At 40.8% G+C, this 23,100-nt stretch carries 15 protein-coding genes and 1 pseudogene; 5 read left to right on the top strand and 11 right to left on the bottom strand.

The features are described 5' to 3' along the window. Nucleotides 1-34 precede the first annotated feature (34 nt). Nucleotides 35-787, top strand: coding sequence for a GAP family protein (locus LC653_RS30665; RefSeq protein WP_229498410.1), 753 nt, complete (start codon nucleotides 35-37; stop codon nucleotides 785-787). Between the two features lie 767 nt (nucleotides 788-1,554). Here LC653_RS30665 and LC653_RS30660 read toward each other — a convergent pair. Then, nucleotides 1,555-2,106, bottom strand: coding sequence for a 1,2-dihydroxy-3-keto-5-methylthiopentene dioxygenase (locus tag LC653_RS30660; RefSeq protein WP_229498409.1), 552 nt, complete (start codon nucleotides 2,104-2,106; stop codon nucleotides 1,555-1,557). Nucleotides 2,107-2,204: 98 nt separating this feature from the next. Between LC653_RS30660 and LC653_RS30655 the strand changes: the two genes are divergently transcribed. Together LC653_RS30655 and LC653_RS47555 are read left to right on the top strand one after the other, a co-directional pair. Then, nucleotides 2,205-2,474 carry a transposase gene (locus LC653_RS30655; protein WP_372478249.1) on the top strand — a complete coding sequence of 90 codons (270 nt, stop codon included), beginning with the start codon at nucleotides 2,205-2,207 and terminating at the stop codon, nucleotides 2,472-2,474. After that, a pseudogene (locus LC653_RS47555) lies at nucleotides 2,454-2,576 on the top strand (transposase); the annotation flags it as partial. The gene LC653_RS30655 and the pseudogene LC653_RS47555, both read left to right, overlap by 21 nt. Before the next feature lie 86 nt (nucleotides 2,577-2,662). Here LC653_RS47555 and mtnB read toward each other — a convergent pair. From mtnB to LC653_RS30610, 9 genes are all read right to left on the bottom strand, one after another. Next, nucleotides 2,663-3,316 carry a methylthioribulose 1-phosphate dehydratase gene (mtnB, locus tag LC653_RS30650; protein WP_229498408.1) on the bottom strand — a complete coding sequence of 218 codons (654 nt, stop codon included), beginning with the start codon at nucleotides 3,314-3,316 and terminating at the stop codon, nucleotides 2,663-2,665. A gap of 62 nt (nucleotides 3,317-3,378) precedes the next feature. Further along, entirely contained in the window at nucleotides 3,379-4,500 is a 1,122-nt protein-coding gene (locus LC653_RS30645; protein ID WP_229498407.1) for an acyl-CoA dehydrogenase family protein, read from the bottom strand. Nucleotides 4,501-4,653: 153 nt separating this feature from the next. Continuing rightward, nucleotides 4,654-5,100 carry a lipocalin-like domain-containing protein gene (locus LC653_RS30640; RefSeq protein WP_229498406.1) on the bottom strand — a complete coding sequence of 149 codons (447 nt, stop codon included), beginning with the start codon at nucleotides 5,098-5,100 and terminating at the stop codon, nucleotides 4,654-4,656. Then, nucleotides 5,097-10,370: a type I polyketide synthase gene (locus LC653_RS30635; RefSeq protein WP_229498405.1), complete on the bottom strand. Its 5,274-nt coding sequence runs from the start codon at nucleotides 10,368-10,370 to the stop codon at nucleotides 5,097-5,099. Before LC653_RS30635 ends, LC653_RS30640 begins: the two co-directional genes overlap by 4 nt. Before the next feature lies 1 nt (nucleotide 10,371). Beyond that, complete coding sequence (locus LC653_RS30630) at nucleotides 10,372-12,696, bottom strand: AMP-binding protein (protein ID WP_229498404.1); 2,325 nt, start codon at nucleotides 12,694-12,696, stop codon at nucleotides 10,372-10,374. A gap of 172 nt (nucleotides 12,697-12,868) precedes the next feature. Beyond that, on the bottom strand, nucleotides 12,869-15,490 hold the full coding sequence (locus LC653_RS30625) for an aminotransferase class III-fold pyridoxal phosphate-dependent enzyme (protein ID WP_229498403.1): 2,622 nt from the start codon (nucleotides 15,488-15,490) through the stop codon (nucleotides 12,869-12,871). Nucleotides 15,491-15,977: 487 nt separating this feature from the next. Continuing rightward, the gene (locus LC653_RS30620; RefSeq protein ID WP_229498402.1) at nucleotides 15,978-17,165 is read right to left on the bottom strand and encodes a DUF3419 family protein; all 1,188 of its coding nucleotides are present in this window, start codon (nucleotides 17,163-17,165) and stop codon (nucleotides 15,978-15,980) included. 61 nt (nucleotides 17,166-17,226) lie between these two features. Beyond that, nucleotides 17,227-18,735, bottom strand: coding sequence for an NAD(P)-binding domain-containing protein (locus tag LC653_RS30615; protein ID WP_229498401.1), 1,509 nt, complete (start codon nucleotides 18,733-18,735; stop codon nucleotides 17,227-17,229). A gap of 82 nt (nucleotides 18,736-18,817) precedes the next feature. Then, entirely contained in the window at nucleotides 18,818-19,384 is a 567-nt protein-coding gene (locus tag LC653_RS30610; RefSeq protein WP_229498400.1) for a hypothetical protein, read from the bottom strand. Nucleotides 19,385-20,826: 1,442 nt separating this feature from the next. On the opposite strand from LC653_RS30610, the gene LC653_RS30605 reads away from it, so the two are divergent. Continuing rightward, nucleotides 20,827-21,699, top strand: coding sequence for a hypothetical protein (locus tag LC653_RS30605; RefSeq protein ID WP_229498399.1), 873 nt, complete (start codon nucleotides 20,827-20,829; stop codon nucleotides 21,697-21,699). A 71-nt stretch (nucleotides 21,700-21,770) separates the two neighbouring features. Next, complete coding sequence (locus LC653_RS30600) at nucleotides 21,771-22,211, top strand: hypothetical protein (protein WP_229498398.1); 441 nt, start codon at nucleotides 21,771-21,773, stop codon at nucleotides 22,209-22,211. A gap of 730 nt (nucleotides 22,212-22,941) precedes the next feature. Here the strand turns inward: LC653_RS30600 and LC653_RS47550 are convergent. After that, nucleotides 22,942-23,070 (bottom strand): hypothetical protein, encoded by a 129-nt coding sequence (locus LC653_RS47550; protein ID WP_372478248.1) that lies wholly within the window; start codon nucleotides 23,068-23,070, stop codon nucleotides 22,942-22,944. Nucleotides 23,071-23,100: the final 30 nt, after the last annotated feature.

The raw sequence follows: 23,100 nt of genomic DNA, 5'->3' as shown, positions 1-23,100 counted from the left end.
AAGTTGAGACTGACGCAGCGAAGCGGAAAATCAGGTGCAAAATCCTCTATGCATCATTCCCGTATCGATGCACAGAGGATTTTTCAGTTTGCACACCAATGAGAAGGTATTGTCAGTGAACACACTTTTAATTTCCCTGATACCACTTGCTGCTGTTGATAGTCTTAACCCAACTACAACAGCACTTCAAATTTACCTGCTAATTACACCAAAACCTCTGGTTCGTTCTATAACTTTTATCTTGGGAATCATTGCTGGATATTGGACTGCTGGCTTATTGATTGCCCTTGGTTTTAGTAAGGTAATTGTAAATGTGATTAACAGTGCTGATAAATTTATCTATGTGATCCAATTTATTATCGGTATTGTACTGATTATCATTGGTTCCACACTCAATCAATCCTTTGGTAAACAAGCGACTATTAAACATCCTAAATCGCTCAAACCAATGAGTACATTTGTCTTGGGTGTCGTCGCCACTTTATGGGATGTTCCTACAGCATTACCTTATATCATTGCCATTGAGCGGATTGTTGCAGCAAAGCTAAACCTGCTAAAACTCATAGGTGTATTAGGCTTCTATAACTTAATTTTTGTCTTGCCACTTATTGTTTTGCTATGGATTTACATCATGATGGGCAACAAAAGTGCTGTCCTGCTTGAAAGAATTAATAGACAAATGGCGAAGTGGTTTCCCAAAATTATGCAAGTCCTTATGGTCTGTTTTGGTCTATTACTTGTTGTTGATTCTACTATTCATGCTTTCAATCGCTTGCTACAGCAATAGTAAGCAATTTAAAATTTAAAATTAGGAAAACTAGTACTAGCAAATGTTCTAGTTTTTAACTGTATGCACTGGGAATGTGTGACAGCTTAAAAAGTAGTTGTAATTCAAATTCCCCATATAAATTTTTCCCACTGGCATAACCTCAATTAATCCTATTACTTTAATTTCTTCTCTGCAAGAGGCTAGACGAAGGCAGCTGAAAATTTTCATTTTTGAGTGTCAGCTGTGTCAGATCCTGTTTTTGTAATGCACAACACATTAGACCTCTAGCAAAAGTCCTAAATAGGTGGGAAAAGTAAGTGTTTAGGAGAAGAGGTCTATTGTACTTGTACTTCCCCAACACCCCAATACTCACAGTATTCTGATAAAGTTGCGTCTGGGTATTGTATCTTTCAACCATTGCAACTAGAACTACTATCTAAATATTTTTTAAGCGAGCGTACCATCTCTCGAATTACATCACTCTTTGTTCGCTGCGTTTTTTCACAGTATTCCTCCAAAATTATTTTCTCTTCCAGTGAGAATTGAATTGTTAAATTAGCAACATTTTTTTTGGGCATTATCATTGACTTTAAATTACTTCTCAATGAGAGTTTATTGACAGATGGCATCTAGCTTTAACTTGTTGCCAATGCTTAGATCCTGTCCTCCGAGGTGCTATAGCAATCCGAATTGAATCGTGAGAAAATATGGAGATTAAAAGTACGTCTTTATAAGCTTTTTAGCCTTTCTATCTCTCACGAATGGTTTAGGATTGCTATAACTACCTAATTTTTCAAAAATTGAGAACTGAAACAAAGAGGAATGTATTTATTTTCTTCATTGCTGTGTGTATAGTGAGGAGTCCATCCAGAGATATCTTGAAATAAGCGAATAGCGCGAATCCGGCGATCGCTACAAAGATCAAACCAATGCAACGTTCCTTTAGGGACTACTAATAAATCACCTGCTGAAACTTCAATGGCAACAACTGGAGAAGTTTGAGGATTAATGTGAAATAATCCATGTCCCTCAATGATAAAGCGAACTTCATCTTCATCATGCCAGTGTTCCTGACGGAATTTTGCTAGCATTGCTTCTAGATTTGGGGTATCAGCATTGATATCAATCACATCAGCTTTTATATATCCACCAGCTTGTTTAAGTAGCTCCAAATCAGGTGCGTAGACCTTCAGAATCTCATCTGCGGTTGAATTTTCTGTTAGAGGATAAGAAGGCTGCCATTGCTCGTAAGCAATCCCAATATTTTGAAGATAAACCCTAATTTCAGATAAATCAGTCAACTTTCGTTTTTTTTCAGCGATATTGAGAGTAACCATAGCTATCTTAGAGTTGATTCGTAAAGAAAATCTAAAGAGAACTGAATCTGGCTTTACTCAGGTTATAGGCTAAATCGAGTGTAGTTATGTTCTTGTCGATGAGCCGTCTACCCGCGATTGAGAATCCGCACCGCAAACCCTACCCAAGTGATTTAAGCGATGCCGAATGGTTAATTCTCAAGCCTCTTCTACCTACATCCAAGGGATTTGAGCATCCTTTGGAATTGTCTAAATTGGAAGTTGTTTGGGTAGATCAGGGCTATTCAGGAAAAAATTTTGCTCAAGCCGTTAAGCAAGTTTGTCGGCAACAGGTTCGAGTAGAGGTGATTGAACGGATATCAAAAACATTTGAGCGATTGCTGAAATGATGGATTGTGGAACGGACATTCGGGTGGCTCAATCGATTTCGGCGTTTGAGCAAAGATTATAAGTTGTACACGGAGGTGAGCGAAGCTATGATTTATAGCTGATTGATTCGTCTTATGGTCAAGCGATTGAAGGCTTAAGCTTTTGTTTACGAATCAGCTCTTACAATTCGATATATGTAAAAGCGTTGTTAACCAATAGCTAACGTGAGTTTACGATGCGTTAGCTCAAATAAAAATTCTAGAATCTCCAAGTGTCGTCTTGCCTGAAATAAAGTATCTCCCCAAGTGTATAGGCCATGTCCACTCAGACATAGCCCATAGAAGCATGGTTTATCATGCAACAGAGAGCGAATATCGTGCTGCAATTGATGTATATCCTGAGAATTAGGCAGGATAGGAATATTGATGCTCTCTTGGTGAGTTGTGATACCTTCCAATCCTTTAAGCATTTCGTAACCTGAGATTGTCAGTTTGCCTTGGGGACAGAAATGCTCGGATAACAGAGTGCTAAAAATAGAATGGGTGTGTAAAACAGCCCCTGCACCCATTTCTTCTATGATTGCCAAGTGTAGCTGTGTTTCTGCCGAGGCTCGTCCGTTACCTTGAATGACTTTGCCTTTGGCATCTACCTCAATCAAGTCAGCAGGTTGGATTAATCCTTTATCGACCCCACTTGGAGCCATCAAAAGAGTCAAAGGATCTCGATTTAACACAGCACTAAAATTACCTCCTGTACCTGTTGCCCAATCTTTGGCGTGAATGTTAGCAATTGTCCAGCTTAATGATTCTCGAAGATTAGCAGAAGTGCTACAACAAGAGTTGAGAATAGAATTTTTCGTCATAACCAACCTGGAAGTAAGTTCGATTTTTCAACACAGTCTTGTAAAAGACTTTGCACACTAGCTTATGGCAATACCAGGGGCTTACCTGTTAAGTATTTATCTAAAGCTGGTGCAATGCTAGACTGTGAGGGTGGGTGGAAAGCAAGGGCACGAGCAGCGGCCAGCAGATAAGCCACTTCATTGGAACTAATAAAAGCCATACCGCCCAGTAATTCTGCGGCACCCATAGTTACACGCTCAATAGTATGTTGTACAGCATAACGGGTAAATAATATGCGTGTAAAGGTAGCGTCGCTAATATCACCTTGCATTACAGAGTAAGCAGCACTTTCCAAAGCAGCCATCGCTCCCTCAACTTCACTCACTAGCAGCATTCGTTCAGTAGGCGAACCCTTTTCTTTCAAGAGTGTACGTTCTACAAGGGCACTAACAATTCCCAGATAAGAAGCAGAAATTAATAACTGGAACCAAAGCAATCCTTTGGTGAGCAAGTTTCCCAAAGCATCTACCTCTCCCAAATTGAAAATCAATTCTTCTGGAACTATTACATCGCATAAAGCAAGTTCGTCACTTTCTGCGCCTCCAAGTACCCAAGTATTCCAGAAGGGACGGCATTCTAATCCTGGTGTACCAGATGGAATGATTACTAGTGCAAACTCTTGGGCTTTTCCTGTAGCAGATGGAATCAAAACACTTGCAGTTAAAAAATCCATTGACTTAGCTAAACTGCAAGGTTTTTTGCTGCCGTTTAAGACTAAACCATCTGAGGTTTGTTTTACATTGATATGTGAACTTAAAAAGCTTACGCCTGTTCTTCCTTCAGCAAAGCCTGAGGACAAATAGAGATTTTTTTGAGTAATCTGCTTAAGTAAATCTACAACTGACGAATCGGTTATCGATTCTAACAAACCCGCTACAGTGCAATGGTGCATTGTTGTTGCCACTGCTAATGATGGGGAACGACTGGCGATCGCCCGTTGGATGCGAACCGTCTGAAGAAGCGTTGCTCCGAGTCCATTGCAATAACTAGGAATGATTAACCCCGGGCCTCCAAGTTCGCGGAACAGGGGGATTGCAGGATTTCCCTGAGACTCCATCTTGAGTAGAGGAATACGCTCAAGTTGAGCATCAAGCGTTGGTAAAAACTGTGCTAAGGTTAAGCGTTCTTGTTCGAGAAAGTGCATAAAGCTCCTAATTTGAACACAGAGGAAGTTAGAAGGGGAAGGTCTTGCCACAAACAAGGAAATAGTAGCTCTTAGATTGCAACAAACAATTACTTCCTCTTCCCCTTTGCTTTTGTGTAATTAATTCTGCCCAAGTACTTAACTTGGATGAACTCAAACTATTAAATAACGCTCCCAAATCAGGTAAGCTACTTGTCCCTTACCTCCAACCAGCAGAGGAGGTGTTTTCAATAAAAGCCTATCTTTTTCAAACTCAAAAAAACGTTGCTGATCTACACCAATCCAATTGGGGAACAAGCTGGCTTCAATGTGATGAACTACCTGATTATCTTGAATTTCATATCTGCCGCAGTAGGCGAGGTAAGTCTGAGTTGCCTGTGCTTTCTCCTCTAAACTACCTCCTGTAGGATCTTCCGAAATAAACCGGGGACGTTGTTTATTCGTCAGTGTAGCGGACATAAATCCATCGTGAGTGTAAACGAGATAGCCAATTGCATCTTGACCATAAGGATAACTCACTTGACCCTCTGTATCTTGAATTTCGTAAGATACTAACCGCCAAGTCCCTACTAATTGGTTTTTAACTTTTGTATTAATCATGACACTACACTAAAACTGAGATTGTTTGTTTTTTTTGCAAACTGTTCAGCTTGCTTCAGGCTATTTTGCAATGATTGGGCTAGGGTTTGAACGTAAGGTTCAAGCCACATCGTGTAGTGATCACCAGGAACCACGTAGGTTTTCAGATTGTGAATCGATACCTGATTCAATCTGTTCCAAAGCTGCTGAGGTTGATCATTCATAACGTTAAATTGGTTTAAGGTTTTACTTGCTTGGAACAAAGTGACACAATCAGGGTAAGTCTGAAGATCGTACTGCTGAACCTGTTGTAGCGAAGTTTGAACCCCTGTTTTATAAGCAGAGAAAAGATGATGTATGTCTGCCAACTGAGTTTCTGAAGCGAGAACATCAGCTTTAATTGCTTGGTGAAGAAGATTGTTTAATTGCTGGTCAAGGTTGAGATTGTGCGAAGTCTCATAATTGAATGAGAATTCTGTATTGCGTCGAGCACCAAGATAGCTGGCAAACCAAGGTAATAGTATAGAATTCTCATTGTTAGGGGGAGAATTTGATACATCAAGCAGAGCGAGTAGGGCAACCTGATGTCCTTGCTGACGTATCTGTTGAGCAATCTCGAAAGCAACACAACCACCTAAAGACCAACCCCCTAAATAATAAGGCCCTTCAGGCTGAAGTTTCTTTATCACCTCAAGGCATCGAGCAGCCATTTCCTCGATTGAATAAGCAGGTACGGGAGTTTGGTGACCATTATTATGGTAATAATGATCAAGCTCTAAAGGTTGCAAGGCGTAAAGCGGCTGCTCATGATCAAGATGACGAGCTAGATTGTGATAACAAGAAACATCTAAACCACCTGGATGAATACAAACTAAAGGGGGCTTAGAGCCAGCAGTCTGGATGTGAATCAAACTGTGCTTCCAGGATGGAGATAGTGAGTTGGCAGTTGCACTACCAGATGGAATGCTTAGATTACTAGTCAGTTGCTCCAACACATACTTGCTGAGTGTAGTGATAGAAAAATTTTGGAGAAAGCCGGATGTTGGCAAGGACACAGCAAGATCAGCCTCAACACGGTATCTCAGCTCCACCGCCACTAAAGAGTCAAATCCTATTTCATTCAGTAATTGCTCCTGTGCTAACTCCGCTGATGGTATACCTAGTGCCCTACCAATTTGTTGGCATAGATAAGCGCTGACTTGCTGTTGGCGAAGTTGGGAATCTGCTGCAATTAGAGAAGCACGGCTTAAAGTGGGTTGCAGAGTAACAGGTAAAGTAGGACTTTCAGGGGTGGAAACTGTTGTTAAATTAGATTCCTGGATGGTAGTAGATATATCAATGCCTGAGTCAACTAAATTTCCTGAAGTTTGAGCAATGATGATATGTTGTCCTAATTCCTCTGTAGCTGCTCCTGCTTCTGGGAAGGCTGCCGTGTGTTCAAATCCGTGCTTTTGTAGAGCTTCTTGCCAACGCTCTCTAGATAGAAGTGGATTATCCTGCCGCCAAGAATCATCAAATCTCTGCCAACCTTCTATCAGTCTCGTGGAAATGTCAAACCAAGGGACATGATTTGTAACTTCGTTAAGTAGTAGTATTCCCCCAGGAGCGAGAAGAGAGTAAACGTGCTCTAAGGTTTCGTCTAAATTGTGTGTGGCATGCAGCACATTGGTTGCTACTACAACATCAAAGCTATGAAGGGAATAAGCTGCTTCAGGGGACTCTTCAATATTGAGTACTCCATAGTGAACGAACGGATAAGCCTTAAATTTCTCCCTAGCACGAACAAAGAAGAAGTCTGATAGGTCAGTGAAGTAATAGCGGGTTCGTTCCGGTGGAAGGAGCGGCAGCAAGGATACAGTTGTTCCTCCAGTTCCAGCCCCAATTTCTAGGATTCGCAATGGCTTGTCTGGGGGCAGTACACGCACAATCGATTCGAGAATGCGGCTGGCAATCCCATTAAAGTAACGAGCTACCGCCCATTTTTGGTAAAGGTATTCAGCAGTATCTAAAGACCCACCAGGAAATAGTGTCTCAAGGGCCGTCTTTTGCCCTGTGAGAATTTTTGTTAACTGGCTGCCACAGTTTTGGAAGTAATTCAGCAGTAATGGCACATCTGCAAAGACTTCGCTCATTTCTTGCAGCAGGACATCTATTTCGCAATCGGGCAACGAGCACTTACTGACAAAGGTTTCTTCCTGCTCCTGTTGGAGTAGACCAAGCTGTGTTAGTCGCTTGAGCCAATGCAGTAACAGTTGACGGTAATTTGGTGAAATGTTGAGTTGGGTTAGTAAACTATTTACAGAGTAACGCTCATCAGCTTGGGTGTAAACGCCAAACTTAGATAGGGTTTCGATAATATATGCATTAGTTAAGCTTTCGAGGAACCGATGTTTTGCTGGATAGGTATGAATAGCCAAATCTAAAGGAGCTTGCTGGGATTGCTCAAATCCAGCTGACTTAGCTGTTAGCCAAAGCTGTAGGGCGTCTGCTGGTAGCACTGATGAATTTGCCTTTCGCTTATCTAGCCAGTAGCGCGATCGCTGCCAGGGATAAGTAGGTATTTGCATTCTGCGGCGTGGATAGCCTTTGTCAAAGCCGAACCAGTTCACTGCTACCCCTTGCACATACAATGAACTTAAGCTCACAAGCATCTGTTGCCAGTCCGGCTGTTCAGGAGCCAAGCTAGGCAACCATAGTTTTTCTTCTGTTGGTAAACAGCGACGACCCATATTTAATAAGGATGACTTTGGGCCGATTTCAAGCAATATTTTATACCCCAAATTATGAAGTGTCTCCATACCAGCAGCAAACTTGACTGGCTGTCGCATATGTTCCCACCAATACTCAGGGGTTGCAATCTCTGTCGTTGCTATTTCGCCAGAAACATTGGAAATGAGGCAAAGTTTAGGGGTCGAATAGGTAACTTCCGCCGCGACGGTTTCAAACTTAGCTTGTAGTGGTTCAACCAAGGGTGAATGGAATGCATGGGATACAGACAAACGGACTGTCTTAATTCCTTGTGCTGTTAAAGAGGAGATGATCTGACTTAGGGCTTTACGCCTACCAGAAATGACAATATTCTCTGGGCCATTTAGGGCTGCTATACTAACTTCCTGAGCATAAGGTTGAATGGCAGTAGTTACTTGCGATGCACTAGAGAAGACTACGACCATCTCGCCATCTGTAGGTAGAGATTGCAATAACTCTCCCCGTTTAGCAATTAGTTTTAGACCATCTTCTAAACTAAATACTCCTGCAAGACAAGCAGCAACGTACTCCCCTACACTATGACCCATCACAGCTACTGGTTTTATCCCCCAAGACTGCCACAGTTTAGCCAAAGCATACTCTAATGCAAATAGAGCGGGTTGAGTATAAACAGTTTCATTTAAAAGAGAAGATTCTTCTGTCTTTGGGTAAAGGATTTCAAGTAAGGGCTTGTCCATGTAAGGAAGTAAAATTTCCTGACAACGGTTTATCTCTTGGCGAAAAGTCGCTTGGGTTTCGTAAAGTTGTCGTCCCATGCCAACATACTGTGACCCTTGTCCTGTAAATAGGAATGCAACTTTTGGAGTTTCCTGTGAAGTTTGACCACTGAGTAATCCGGCGTCTTTCCGACCAGACTGAAAAGCTTGCAATTGCTCGGATAACTGATCAGTAGTCTGAGCAACGATCGCCAGGCGATGCTGGAAGTGGGCCCGTCCTGTGTTAGCAGCGAAGCTAAGATCAGCGATGGAGATTGAACTGGGGTTAGCGATCAACTGTTCATATTCGCCCACTAGTTGTTGTAGTGCAAGATCGCTTTTAGCTGATAAAGTAAGCAGATGTAATGGACGCTCAACCGTTAGATTTTCCTGGGCTTGTACTGCCTCTGGAGCTTCCTCCAAAAGAATATGCACATTAGTACCACTCAACCCAAATGCACTGACACCTGCCAGCCGCTTTCCTGCTTGCTCATCCGCAATACTAGCTAATGGAGTTGGCCAGTGGGTTAATTGAGTAGGTACAGAAATTGACAATTTATCCCAAGGAATATACGGGTTGGGAGTCTGTAAATGGAGATGGGGTGGCAGTTGTCGATTTTGGAGAGCCAACACCACTTTGATTAGACCCGCAACTCCAGCAGCAGCTTCCAGATGGCCAATGTTAGTCTTCACTGAACCGATAAAAAGAGGCTCAGAAGGTGCTCGTCCCTGGCTGAAAATCTTTGCTAAAGCTAGCACTTCAATTGGATCGCCTAAAGGCGTTCCTGTCCCATGAGCCTCGACGTACTGAACTTGTGATGGTTGGACATTGGCATTTTCTAATGCCTGCCGAATTAGAGCTTCTTGAGCTGAACCATTAGGAGCTGTCAGTCCATTGCTATTACCATCATGGTTGGTCGCTGAACTGCGAATAACACTGAGAATTGTATCGTTATTAGCGATCGCATCAGATAAACGTTTGAGTACAATTATTCCACACCCTTCCCCTCGCACATAACCATCAGCAGTAGCATCAAATGTCTTACAGCGATCGCCAGTAGATAAGGCATTGAGCTTGCACAAGCTAATTGTCATCTCTGGTGTGAGCATGAGATTTACACCACCTGCTAACGCCATACTACACTCTTGATTACGTAGACTCTGGCAAGCCAAGTGAATTGCTAGCAGTGAAGAAGAGCAAGCCGTATCTACTTGTATACTCGGCCCGTGCAGTCCCAATAAATATGACAAGCGCCCCACACTAATACTACGGGCATTTCCTAAGCTACTGTAAGCATCAATTTGAGTCAGGTCACCAGAATTGACGCTCAACCGTGAGTAGTCATCAGAACTGATACCAAAAAATACACCTGTCTTGCTTCCCCTGATTCCGTCAGGTGCTTGACCAGCATTTTCTAATGCTTCCCAACTAACCTCCAGCAGTACTCGTTGCTGTGGATCTATACTGACTGCTTCACGTGGCGAAATGCCAAAGAATTGTGGGTCAAATTTGTCTACCTCGTTGAGAAATCCACCATAACGGGTATACATTTTGCCAGGTATGTTGGGATCTTGGTGGTAAAAAGCATCTATATGCCAACGATCAGCAGGAACTTCTGTGATAGTGTTCACACCGTGACACAGTAAATGCCAGAAATCTTCGGGGTTCTTGACACCTCCAGGAAAACGACATCCTACCCCAACGACAGCAATTGGTTCTTTGTTTTGATTCTCAACAATTTCAAGACTTGTTCTAGCCTGCTTGAGGGCAAGAAGTAGCCGTGATAGAGATAGTTCACCATTGTTGTTTTCAGCGATTTGGCTCATTTTATTTCCTTCTCAGCAACATTTCTTCTAATGCGGCAATTTCTTTCTCAATGTCAGCGTAAATTTGAGAATTAACAGAACTGTTCAAACTTGATAAGACTTTTGGCTGAGTAAAACTATCTGATGAACTCAAATTTTCCTTAAATAATGACTTTATAGTTCCTAATTTTTGGCTGATATGACTCACTAAGGAGTTAATGTTGGGGAAGTTCCAAACTGAAGTTGCTTCTAGTTCCAACGAGCTACCTAACCAATCTTGCAAATTTTGAACTAACTCCACAGACATCATGGAATCTAAACCATATTCAGTGAAAGGTTGATAAACATCAATACTCTCTGGAGAAATTTTCAAGCGCTTAACAATCCAATCTTTAACCCAATTTTGAATTTGTTCAGACGTTGCGGCAACTATCAAATTACTGATAATAACCTTAGAAGAACCGTTGGATTGGCTTTTGTTATTATGTTGTTCTCTAACTGATATAGAGTGAACGTTTTTTTGGGTTTCGTTAGAAGATACTCTTTGTTCATCAGGCTGAGATGGCAAGTATTCGGGCAAAAGCGATTTTTTCTGTTCTTGCGGTATCCATATTTGCAATTTAGGATCAGTACTCCATCCTCCAACTATATCTAGTGTTCCAGCTAAAAGATTAGCTCGGCAAGCGCTGCGTTGGATTTTACCGCTAGATGTCTTAGAAATACTTGCCATTTTGAGTAAAAACACTGCATCAACAGACAGATCGTGTGCTGCTGAAATATCTCGACGGATTGCTCTAGTAACTTCTTCTACATTCAGTTTCCGCAGATGAGTGCGTTCTACTTCTTGAACAACAATCAACTGAGATGTTACTCCAGTATCAATGGTAAACGCTGCTCCAGCACCTGAGTGCAATGCTGGATGACTTTTCTCTGCTGTTCTTTCAATATCTTGCGGATAGCAATTGCGTCCCCGAATGATAATCACATCCTTGATCCGCCCAGTGACAAACAACTCACCATCTTTGATAAATCCTAAGTCTCCTGTACGTAAGAATGGGCCTTCTTTTGTGTCTGCTAAGTAAGCACGGAACGTCTTTTCTGTCTCTTCAGGACGGTTCCAATATCCTTGAGCAACACTAGAGCCTGATACCCAAATTTCCCCAACCCAATCTGGGGGACACTGAGTAAGAGATGTTGGATCAACAATAACAACCTTGGTATCTAACTGCACGCTACCACATTTGACAAGCTTGCGAGCTTTAGTAGTCGAGTCAGTTAGTTCTTCAACGATATGGTACTTTTCTAGCGCAGCAGTTTGAACTGAGTAAAACGATGGTATTTCTCCTTTGCGAGAAGCAGACACTTTTAAGGTTGCCTCAGCAAGTCCATAGCCTGGACACAAACTATCCCAGCGAAAACCACAAGGAGCAAATGTCTTGGCAAACCGCCTTAGTGTCTCAAAGTGGATCGGTTCTGCACCATTAACAGCAATGGACCAACTACTTAAATCAAGGGTATCACGCTGCTCTGGTGAAATTTTCTGAACGCAAAGCTCATAGGCAAAATTGGGAGCTCCACTATGAGTTCCTCGGTAATGGGAAATTGCTTGCAACCAGCGAATTGGCTTTTGAATAAATGAGGTAGGAAGCATCAGAAAACAGGGAAAGCCTCGGTACACGGGTTGAATAATTCCGTACACTAACCCAAAATCGTGGTAATGAGGCAGCCATGAAACTAGCACGCTGTCTGATGTAGTTTCCCAACTCAAAGCCATATCTGCTGAGTTGGAAATGACGTTGCCATGACTAATCATTACTCCTTTAGGAGTAGCAGTCGAACCAGAAGTATATTGCAGATAAGCTAGTGTATCCTCACAAACTACTGGCTGCTTCCAGACTTCTGCTAAATCTTCTGAGAGGGTGTCTGTAGCTAACCACTGTAACTCTTTCGAGTTAGGAATGTTTATAAGTTGCTGCTGGGTTCTAGATAAAGCCTGGCTGGTAGTAAGAACAATTTGAGATTGTGCATCTGCTATTATTGCTTGAATACGCTCCATAGATAGTTTGTTGTTCCGTGGTGCATACGCAGGAATAGCAATCACACCAGCATACAAGCATCCGTAAAAGGCGGTGATAAACTCTAAACTTGCTGGGTATAAAAGCAAAGCTCGCTCACCAACTGCTTTAGTTAATTGCAAATAGGCAGCGATCGCACGGGCCCGGCAGTCTAACTGGTGATAGGTTAATTGAATTGGTGCAGCTTCGTCTGATAAGAAGGTAAAAGCGATTCTGTCGGGTTGTTGTTGTGCCCTTTGACGTAATAAGTTGACCAAGTTGGAGTATTTCATAACTTTAGGAAATTGAGACTATCATTTTGAACTGAGATGAGGTCTTTGTACTGGTGCGTTAATCCAGAAATAATTGGTATAGAGAAACTTGGGGAGCAGAAGGAAAATAAAACCTTATTCTCTTGTTACAAATCACTCAAAGTTATCTTGATAGACTATTACAGCCAAGTCTTTACAAAATAAAGAAGTTGTCTGTGACCATTTCTCGTAAGCTCTGATCAAAAGCATTAGTCACAGTTTTTAAATCCTCTACTGTGTGAGCAGCATTGAGCATCAATGTGTGTAACTCTGGTAGATACACGCCATGTTTACGCATATAGTAAGCTAATGCCAAATTTGCCTTGAAATTACTTCCTGCTAGCTTTTCACGATACAATTTTGTACTTTTGTAGCTAAATGAGAATGCGAAGATAGAGTAATTAGCTTTAATTTTGAAAGGAACATTGTGATGTTGAGCAATTTCCCGAAATTCTTGAGCAAGCCAATTTGTTTTTTCTTCAAGTTGGGTGTAAATTTCTGGATGTTGATGCAGATAATTTAGGACAGCTAAACCAGCACTACAGGTTAGCGAATTACCGCTCATCGTTCCTCCTACAAATGTCTTAGTCTCGTAGTCAAGAAACGGATCTTCCGAACTTTTGGCGATGTTAATCAACTTTTCCTTACCAACAACGCTGCCTCCTGGCAATCCTCCACCGATAATTTTCCCCAAGCAAGTTAGATCAGGAGCCACATTAGCTAGATTTTGTACACCACCATACGTCACCCTAAAACCTGAAACAACTTCATCGAATACTAGGGGAATATCATAATCTGTGCATAAGTTCCTGAGTTTCAAAAGAAATTCTTGATCGTAAGCCGCCATCGTCGCTGGCATTGGTTCGCAAATGACGCACGCTAGTTGATCTCTAGCTTCATAAATACGTTCTAAGCTCAGAGCCTGACCATATTGCAAAACCAGGGTTCCCTTAACGATGCCTTGGTGACTACCGAGTGAACCATCAATTGGTTCAGGCTGTTCTTTAGAACCTCTAAAGCGAAACCAGGAACTCACCATACCTTGGTCAGAGAAACCGTGGTAATGTCCTTCAAATTTAGCGACCCGCTCCCGTTTGCGGTAGGCTCTACATAAACGTATTGCTTGCAAAACAGCTTCAGTGCCAGAGTTAGAGAATATAGCCTTATTAGCACTGGGAAAAGCTTGTACTAGGGTTTCTGCCAAAAGTACTTCAGGCAAATGCCCCAAAGCGTTTACGCCTCCCTTATGAACAGCTTCCGTGATGGTCTTTGTGACAATAGGGTGAGCATATCCGAGAATATGAGGACCATAGCCACAAGAAAGATCGATATAAACATTACCATCAACATCTTCAATCTTGCTACCAACTGCGTTCTTGATAAATAAAGGATAAGTACTAGGAAAGAAATAGCGATCAAGGTGAGTTGGTGCAACTAAGGATTGTTTGGCGCGATCGCGCAGTTCTAATGAGCCGTTACTTGTTTGTGCAAAATACCGATCAAAGTTTGCTTTAACGGCAGAGTTCATATAGGGTGAAAAGCGATCGGTAAACTTGCGAGCATTTGCCCAAATATCAATTTCAGGGTCAATCTGGGAGATAAAGCCTTCACAGGAAAGGAATACTAGTTCAACTTTAGTAAAGTTGGTTGTATACTGAGCCTCGTATCGTCTCAGAACCTTATTCACATCTTGGAAATAGCTAATTGTTGACCACCGATTATTACGCTCATCAAAGTGTAGCTTCAAAACTTCTGTCATTTCTTGCTGATATGGTTCCCACTCTTGGAGCACTCTACTTTTGTTGGTAACAAAGTACTGTGTAAAGCGGTTGACTGCAATGCTCCATTCTTTCCGAGTACAAGCATAGTAAAAAGAGGATAAACCCCACTTTTCATCCTCACTCAATTGAACGGTAATACCATAGTCGAGTAAGATAATCTCACCTGTTTTAGTGAAAAAGATGTTGCCAGGATGTGGGTCGCCATGACAAAAACCATCCATGTAGAGCATGGTGTAAATTGTTTCTTGCAAGCGTCGGGCAAGTTGCGAAGCTGGGAAGTCAACCAAATGTGAATCTTTCCCACGGATTCCCTCCATAAATTCCATAACCAGCATCTTATCTGTGCATAGTTCCGGTATCAACATCGGGACGTAAACATAAGTATGCCCTTTAAAATTGGCATACACAGTTTCCTGATTTTCTGCCTCTTGTTTTAGGTCAGTTTGCACAACTAACAAGGTATATAGTTCTTCAAACCTAATGGGAAGATTAAGATATCGGATAGATGGCAATAGCGCATGAGCTAATTTCAGACACAAACGAACAATCTTTAAATTCTCTGCTAGTTGCTCACGAACATTTTTCTTGACAATTTTAACGGCTACTCGTTGCCCTGAAGTCAGAACTGCTTCATGAACCTGAGCAATTGAGGCACTAGCAACTGGTTTCCAGAAAAAGGTTTCAAACACAGATTCAATTGGCTTTTTGAGTTCCTGCTTCAGTGTCTGCTTAATATACTCTTCGCTGCTAGGAGGTGCATCGTCTTGTAATTGCCGCAGTTGGGTAGATAATTCGTCATCAATTAAATCAGAACGAGTTGCTAGAATCTGCCCCATTTTGATGTATAAAGGTCCCATCACCAGCAAATATTTATAGACCGATTGACTACGCAATAGACGACGCTGTTTATCTGTTTTACCTAAAGCAGTAAACCAGTAACCCAAGAAGTAGTAAATAGTTAGAAAAAAGCTACTGATAAAACGAAGAATAATCATCGAATTAGCTCCTATGTAAAAAGTCTGTACTTGATAGTGCATCAATTAGTTGAACAGTGCTAAGTATCTAAATTGCACTAAATCTTGAATACATAAGATCAAGAGGGAAGTATCTTTCCTCATATCTTATATTGTGTCCGGTTAAAGACTTATCATTAAGACCGCTCCAAGTGCAGAGGGGCACAGGGGAGAGGTTTTGGCCTTTCTGCATAGATTCGGTAATTATAACTAATTAGCCGGACATGATATTATTCAAGCTGATGAAGAGCATGATGAATTAATTGGAGATTCATTACTCATGTCACACCGTGAGTCAATATTTCTCTTATTTTGGAGTACAATATTCCCTATGTACTTGAATGATTTTTCAATCAATTAACCTCAAAATTACAAAGCTTAAAGCTTGGTGATGACAGTATTTCAAAATATCTCGAGAATAATTCACACAAGAGGGATGCAAAGAATTTAGAAAGCTATTGATTATTTACTAAACCGGAACCAAATTTTTAGGTTTCGATTTTGAGCGTTCCAAAGTTGATATTTCAAATGTATAAGCGAACGATAAATCATCCCAATCTAATAGAGTACAAAGCTCGTCATTACGATGCAATATATGTGTCAAATCTGAGGGAGCTAACCACTTTGCCAGAAAATTTCGGTAACATAATTGAGCTTTATCCTTACCTGTTCTTGCAACATCTCGTAGCATATTTTCAAAATATTCTCTGCTGATGTAACTGGAAACATCTGACAATGAATATTTATCAATAGACTGATCTGGCACTTGTTTGAGGTAGTCAGGCAAGCTTGCAGTCACAATCTTGAGTTTGGTTGTAGCTTGACGGATTGCCCAGTAGTTTTCTTCCCGCAGAAAGTGCGGTAAACAGTGTCTTCCAGGGTACTTGCCATAAAACATGAAATAAAGCCAGTCGTTGTCTTTTGCTAAATGATTACAAAAAGTATGATCTAGACGATCAAGTACATAAGAACTTGTATCAACATTTATCTCTGCAAACAGGTAAGGTTCATTTAACAAGTAGCGAAACACTGCTGGAGAAAATCCCACTCTAATCAGCCATCGCCAGAATGAGCTTGCAAGTTGTTGTTGGTATACGGAACGTTGTTCTTCCAAGGTGACAGATCGAAAAATGCGATCGAGCTGACAGCCAAATAACAATTGTGTTAGTGGTACAACTAATTTGATATAGAGTGCCTCGTGTTGTCCTGTAAAAAGGACTCCTTTATCAATTGCCCATCGATTTGCCTGAAAGTAAGCAACAGTATCTCTAGACATCTGATGTTGCAGTGAACAAAAGATTTCCCAGCGATTAGGGTGTTCATCTACACCAAAAAACTGTAGTAATTGGTCATAAGAAAGATTACGAATCGCAGCAAGCTTCAGTTCCAGCAAATAGTTTTGACCTGGTGAATAATCCACAGCGATTAAATGCTGAGGGTTACAAGCAAGCAAACTTAGTACGCGACATCCACTACCAGTCACACACAAAACTGTATCATCTGGTGTAATGTTTAAGGCTCGAATTTCAGACTTGGGATCTTCATCACAAGTGCTATATGCAATCCATCGCAACTTGCTATTAGCGAGTTCTTTAGCTCGATAATTTTCTAATATAATCCCATTGTTCAGACTGTTTTGATAATCTAGAGATATCATTGTTAAAACCTACCTTTTAGTACAATAAACCCTTGAAAAAATTGCAATAGCAGTTACGCAATTACACTTTATTTATCTCATGACGAGCAAGCTTAGAAAGACTGCTAATCCATTTAGCAGATCCTTCCCATTGATTTGGTCCATTCAACCTATATTGTGTAGAAACCAATGGGCCAGTAAGTAGTTCCCAAGCAATTTTAAAATTCCGCCAAATTTGGGGACGAGCATTAATTTGGTTGGCTATATCATCCATATAATCGAAGGCAGGAACTCGCAAATGTCGATACCCACTTGGAACCAATTCCTTCTCCCGTTTATCCCTGTCCGCTTGAATTTCTGCTGTCATTTGCTCTTCGGAAGGAAGAGAAACTTCTTTGGAAAGGACTTTAGAGAACCAGCGTGCTTGTAGTTCAGAACAGGGAAAGATAAAATTTCCATAGACAAATCCGATAAAGGCTAATTGAGGTAGTTCAGGATGAAATACATTTTTATAAAAGTTCAAACCCTCTAGGTTTTTATCGTCTAGAAAATCTTGTAGGAACGGAAGATTTAACTGAAAACCTGTAGCATAAACTACTATATCTGCTTCAACACTTGTTCCATCCTCGAAGAGAACTCGATTTTCTTCAAATCCCGATATACCTGGCTTTGTTTTTATTGCCCCAATACGAACACGATTCAAAATGTTATCATTCATGATTGGGACAGACTTCTCAACATTAAAACCCGGAAGCATATTGCATTTTTTATGCTCTAAGTAAACTGAGTAAAGCTTTAAACCCAGAATTAGAGATAGCAACTTTGAGGGCATGAGTTTGTTAAGACGACTTATATTGAAATCGATTGGCTGTCCTGAAGCGTATCTGGGTAACATCCATCGTTTTTTACGGAAACCCCAGACAACGCTATCAGCAGTATAGGATGCAACAACTGCAATATCTACTCCACTGGGCCCGTTCCCTAAAACGACCACTTTCTTACCTAAAAAAATTGAAGGTTCTTTGTAGAATTTGGAGTGGATTATTTGACCTTTAAACTTTTCTTGCCCAGGAAAATTGGGGATTTTTGGTTCATGATAAATTCCACAACAAATGGCGATCGCATCAAATATCTCTGTTGATTCTCCATCTGGGGAACAAGTTGTAACTTCCCAAAAACCTCCTACTTTCTTAACTTTCTTTACTCTCGTATTCAGTCGAATACAATCTATTAATTTAAAATGATGAACATAGTTATTAAGGTATTCTAATACCTCACTATGGTGGGGAAATTCACTAAAGTGATTGGGCATTGGATAATCAGAGAAGCCAGATACATACTTGGAATTCTGCAAATGAACAGTACTGAATGTGCTACTAACTTCTTTTCTGTAAACCCAAACTCCACCAATCTGATCAGTACTTTCAAAGATAACTGGCTCATGACCATCTTCTCTAAGACACTTAGCAGATGTTATGCCACTTGCTCCTCCTCCAATGATAGCTACTCGGCATCTTCTCGATGATGAAATAGTAGCAAATGACTCTATTAAACCAGAAAATGATTCTTGGTATCCCGGACTCAGTTGCATAATTTTCCTCCTCAAACTTAACTAAGTGGGTGGGAATAAATAAACCAATTTATTTATAACTGTTCACTAATAACTGATTTGGTCAACGCCTGAGCCAATACAGTAATTGATCAGAGGTATAAACGTCGCGATAAAAACTAAGTTGCTCACATTTTAGGTAGCAGGCACCTCGGTGTCCGCGTCGAAGTAAAGTTTCGTTTCCCTTAGCAATAACTTGGTTTGTTTCATCATCAAAACAATTCCATTCGCAGTAAACGACTTCACCATTGAACATAACAATTGGCCAAGCTATGGTTACACTTGGTTGAGCAAGAATCGCCCACCAATTTACTTGTTTATTTGTCGCTGCAATTCTGCCATAAAAATATCCATCAGCACATAAATAGACAATACTATTAGCGTACTCACCTGCTGAAATGTCTCCTCGTCCTTGTCGTAGTGCTTCACAGTGGGTTGGCCACCAATGTTTATTTTCCTGTTCTACTTGCTCTAAACTGTATTCTGAAGTGATTTCCGGTAAGACATCATGACGTTGAGAGATATATATTTCTGCATCTCTAAGTAGCTCTACTGCTAGTTCATTAGCAATTAGCTCTGGCTTAGAGTAATCTGCCATTAACTCACTGTAGTATTTAGTTCGCTTTGTCATTTTCAGCCTCTACAAAAATCTTATACCAATTATTTATATGTATGCACATAATCATGAATGCCTATAATCCTTGCTTTATAAGAGTTTGGAAAAGCCAGTTTTCTGTGCAACCTCAACGACAATTGGTATTAGCAAGGGGTAATTTACAGCATTTTGAAAAAGCTGGTCATAGAAAAATCAACAGGGGCGGGCTTTTTTAGAAAGTTTTAACTTTTTTCTGAAAAGTACTACAATGTTGTTTCATTTAGATACGATATACTGTAGCAAAGCAAGTTTAGCTTCTATTAGGGATATGCTCCTTACTGAAAAGAAATCAGAAAGTCAGAGCATTGTTGTCCTGAATGTGTATATAGCAGCCACCGAAATTAGAGGGAAAGCCTCCTTGCATGACGCTGGCACATAGAAGGTGGCTAAATTTGTGCTATAAGGTTCAAAGAGCAAGTATTTCTCTCAAGGGCTTTGTGTATAATTCTCTATTTCAAGATAGGTTTTAGCCAGTTAAGATAGAAAACTTAAGGGAAAAAGTTTGTGTTTTTTAGTTGGATCTAATGCTAAGTTCCGACAGAGACGATTTTTAGGCATTAGTGAATGTAAATAACAGTTTTGCTAACTCTGCTAAAATTTGCATTTTGTAGCATTCTCAATCAACCTAGTATTTAGGTAATTTGCACAGGTAAGATAGCTAGCTCTCTAGGGAATTAAGTTAAATAAAGTATAATTCCTTGTTTGCTAACAGTTGTCACAGTTGTCAGAAGCGATCGCCCACTAGCATGAATGTAAATTGCATTTACAAGTCAGTATCCTAAAACGTTTCTAGCTAAAAGAACTTATCTTTATCTTAAGTTTCTTATCTTGAGTTGCAAAAGTTTTGTAAACTTAGGAAACTTGATTACATCAAGCATCTATCAATCAATCAATTACATAAACGAGGGTGCATAAGATGAGTAATCAGCTATGCTACGAAATATTTGATTTGTCCACATTGCCTCTGCATAACCTTTTTCTGTAGTCCTAAAAGTATGGAATTTTCTGGCTATCTAAGTCGTTTTTGACCCCCTCTTTTCTTGTGAATGTCTAGCAAAACTCACAATTGGACATTGCCTCTCTCAAAGAAAGTCAGGAATTGCCCCTATCTCAATAATCCGAGGTAGTGGTCAAGATGCTGGAAGACATGGGAGTGCAATATGAGTTTGGTATTTTGGGGGGTGCGATCGCATTCCTCTAGCACAAGCTTTAACACAGTTTAATCGACTTATTTGACTGGTGATTTTTTGGATTGTCGCTTGTTGAACGTCTAAAGTAGCTCAAACCCCTGTAGTGTCTACATTTTATCCATTCAAGCTCATTTGTTTAAAATGCTTGGTGTAGCTGGGTTTCATCAGTTATTTAGCTTATTTTGCAACAACTCTATTCTGTAGCAACCGTAACTGAGGAAACGAAGTATGCGTAATGACTTTTTAATTGATACTGAATCAGCATGTTTTGTGTCTAAAGAAGCAGTGAAGACTTCTAACTGCACTCATAAGGATCGACCCACTTCTGCCGGAAGTGGCGATCGCTTTTCCCCAAAGATGATGAATGCAGACAGCATAGCCAAAACCCAGAAACTTTTAGATCAGGCGATCGCATCTGCCTGGCACACAGTGAAATCTGATCGCAGATTACCTACCTTGACCCCTATCCACTGGGTATGGCAACTGGCAGCTTCTTACCATCTAACTCACACCTACCCGCTACTGATAAAAGAAGCTTCTGGGCGCTTTGCTGCATTTGGTCGGACGAGTTTAGCACAGTGGGCTGCACATAAAGCTAAAGAAGAAACGGGTCATGACCGACTTGCTTTGCTTGACATCCAATCGATGGGATACAAAGCTGAGGCTGTAGTGGAAGCGCTTATTCCCATTAGTGCAGTGGTTTTAGTGAATTACTTAACTCAGAGTGTATATGCTCAAGATCCAATCGGTTGCGTTGGCTATTCCTATACGCTGGAACGTTTAGCGACAGGCATCAAAGAAAAGCATATCCAGTCAGTTGAGGCTTTGCTGCCATCCGACATTGTAGCCACCCGTTGTCTGCGCGTACACAGTAGTGTCGGCGCTGATGTAGAGCATATGGAAGAAACGCTTGAGATGGTTGCAGGGCTTGCTGCCCAAGAGCGCCACCGTGTAGCGATCGCTTGTTACGAAACTGCCCTGTTGTACTTCAGCCCACCTGAAGAAGATTACATTTCAGATGAAGAACTGCAACATATGTTGAAACCTCTAGAGTCACGTACACGTATACAAGCGAGAGTTGACATTCAGTGCCTCACCTAATAGCCGAGGCACCCAGAACAGTCCTTCCAAAGTTTCCTAGTTCAGTCCAAATAATTTCATTGAGGATGCTAATGATGTTATCAACCAAATTGTTTACTTACATTGCCTCTACTTTCTTGGCTAATACCTTGATTGTTAAATTATTGCCACCAGTATATGCTAGTCCGACTGAGCCTATTGAATCTAGAAATACTGTAGAGAAGCTAACGCTAAATCCATCATCTCTAACTTATACAGATGGCATCTTGCTCCAAGATAACGGTGCGGAAGTTTACTCAACCCATTTCAATCAAGGTGAAGTGATTCCATCTCTCTTTAATTCTAAGGGTTCGGGTTTAACGACCACCACAACAATTACAGGTATCGAGCAGCAATTTTTGATTCAAGATTTTGAGAGTAAAATTATTGACAACGATGTAGAAAATTTAAATAGCATCCAACTTGACTTGGACAGCATTTTGGCTCATGAGTTTGATCAAAAAGGGATGCTTATAGCAAGGTGTTGCTTGTAGAGTAAATATCTTTTCTAACCAAAATTGTATTTAGGATAAAACCTCATCCTAAATACAATTTTGACGTTGAGTAAGTCGGCGCGAAAAAAGCAAATGTTCTGTACAATTGATTCCGGCGTTTGAATAAAGATTATCAGTTGTACACGGAGTTAAGAGGTCAACAAGAGGACAAGGAGCAGGGGGCGGGGCGCAGGGGGAGAACCCCATACATTTTAGGTTGGGGCTTGAACTAAGGACGCATTATTTCTCGCGCTGCGCCACTCGTTATAAATATTTTTACTTTTGGACATAAATAAATTTACTTGCTCTGAAACCCGGATGGCAGGGGAAATGAGCGAATCTTTCTCCCCAGCTAAGAGCTCCCTGCTCCCCTGCCTCTTTGGTCATTTATAAAGTAAATATTAAGTAGGGTGTGTTACGGCTATGTAAAGATTTGAGCGTTTGAGAGAGTATGAATTAGCCGTAACGCACCACTTTAACGCACCCTACAATTTAAGGTTTACTTTATAAATCATCTCTAAGTAAAGCTATGATTTATGGCTCATTGATTCGTTAAATCACTAGGACTTACGCACTGTACAAATTAACCATAATGTGTATTACGAGATTTGGTCATTTCAAGCGCTTCGCATAACCCTGATTTATTTACATATTTGCGATCACTGGGTGCTAAAAATGGCTGAAATAACCAAATTGCGTATAGTACCTATGTACGATGCGTAAGTCCTAATCACATAAATGACAACTTTTGAGCCAAATCTATAATTTTGTGAAAAATACCCTGTTCTGTGATCAGTCCAGTTACTAGATGAGCAGGCGTAACATCAAAGCCATAGTTGGCAGATTGAACCTGTGGCACAGTAATACAAACCTTTTCTAATTTGCCTTG

It is taken from the genome of Nostoc mirabile CHAB5784, assembly GCF_020829645.1.
GTDB classification, from domain to species: Bacteria; Cyanobacteriota; Cyanobacteriia; order Cyanobacteriales; family Nostocaceae; genus Nostoc; species Nostoc mirabile.
This window is presented reverse-complemented; position numbering and strand designations above follow the sequence as displayed.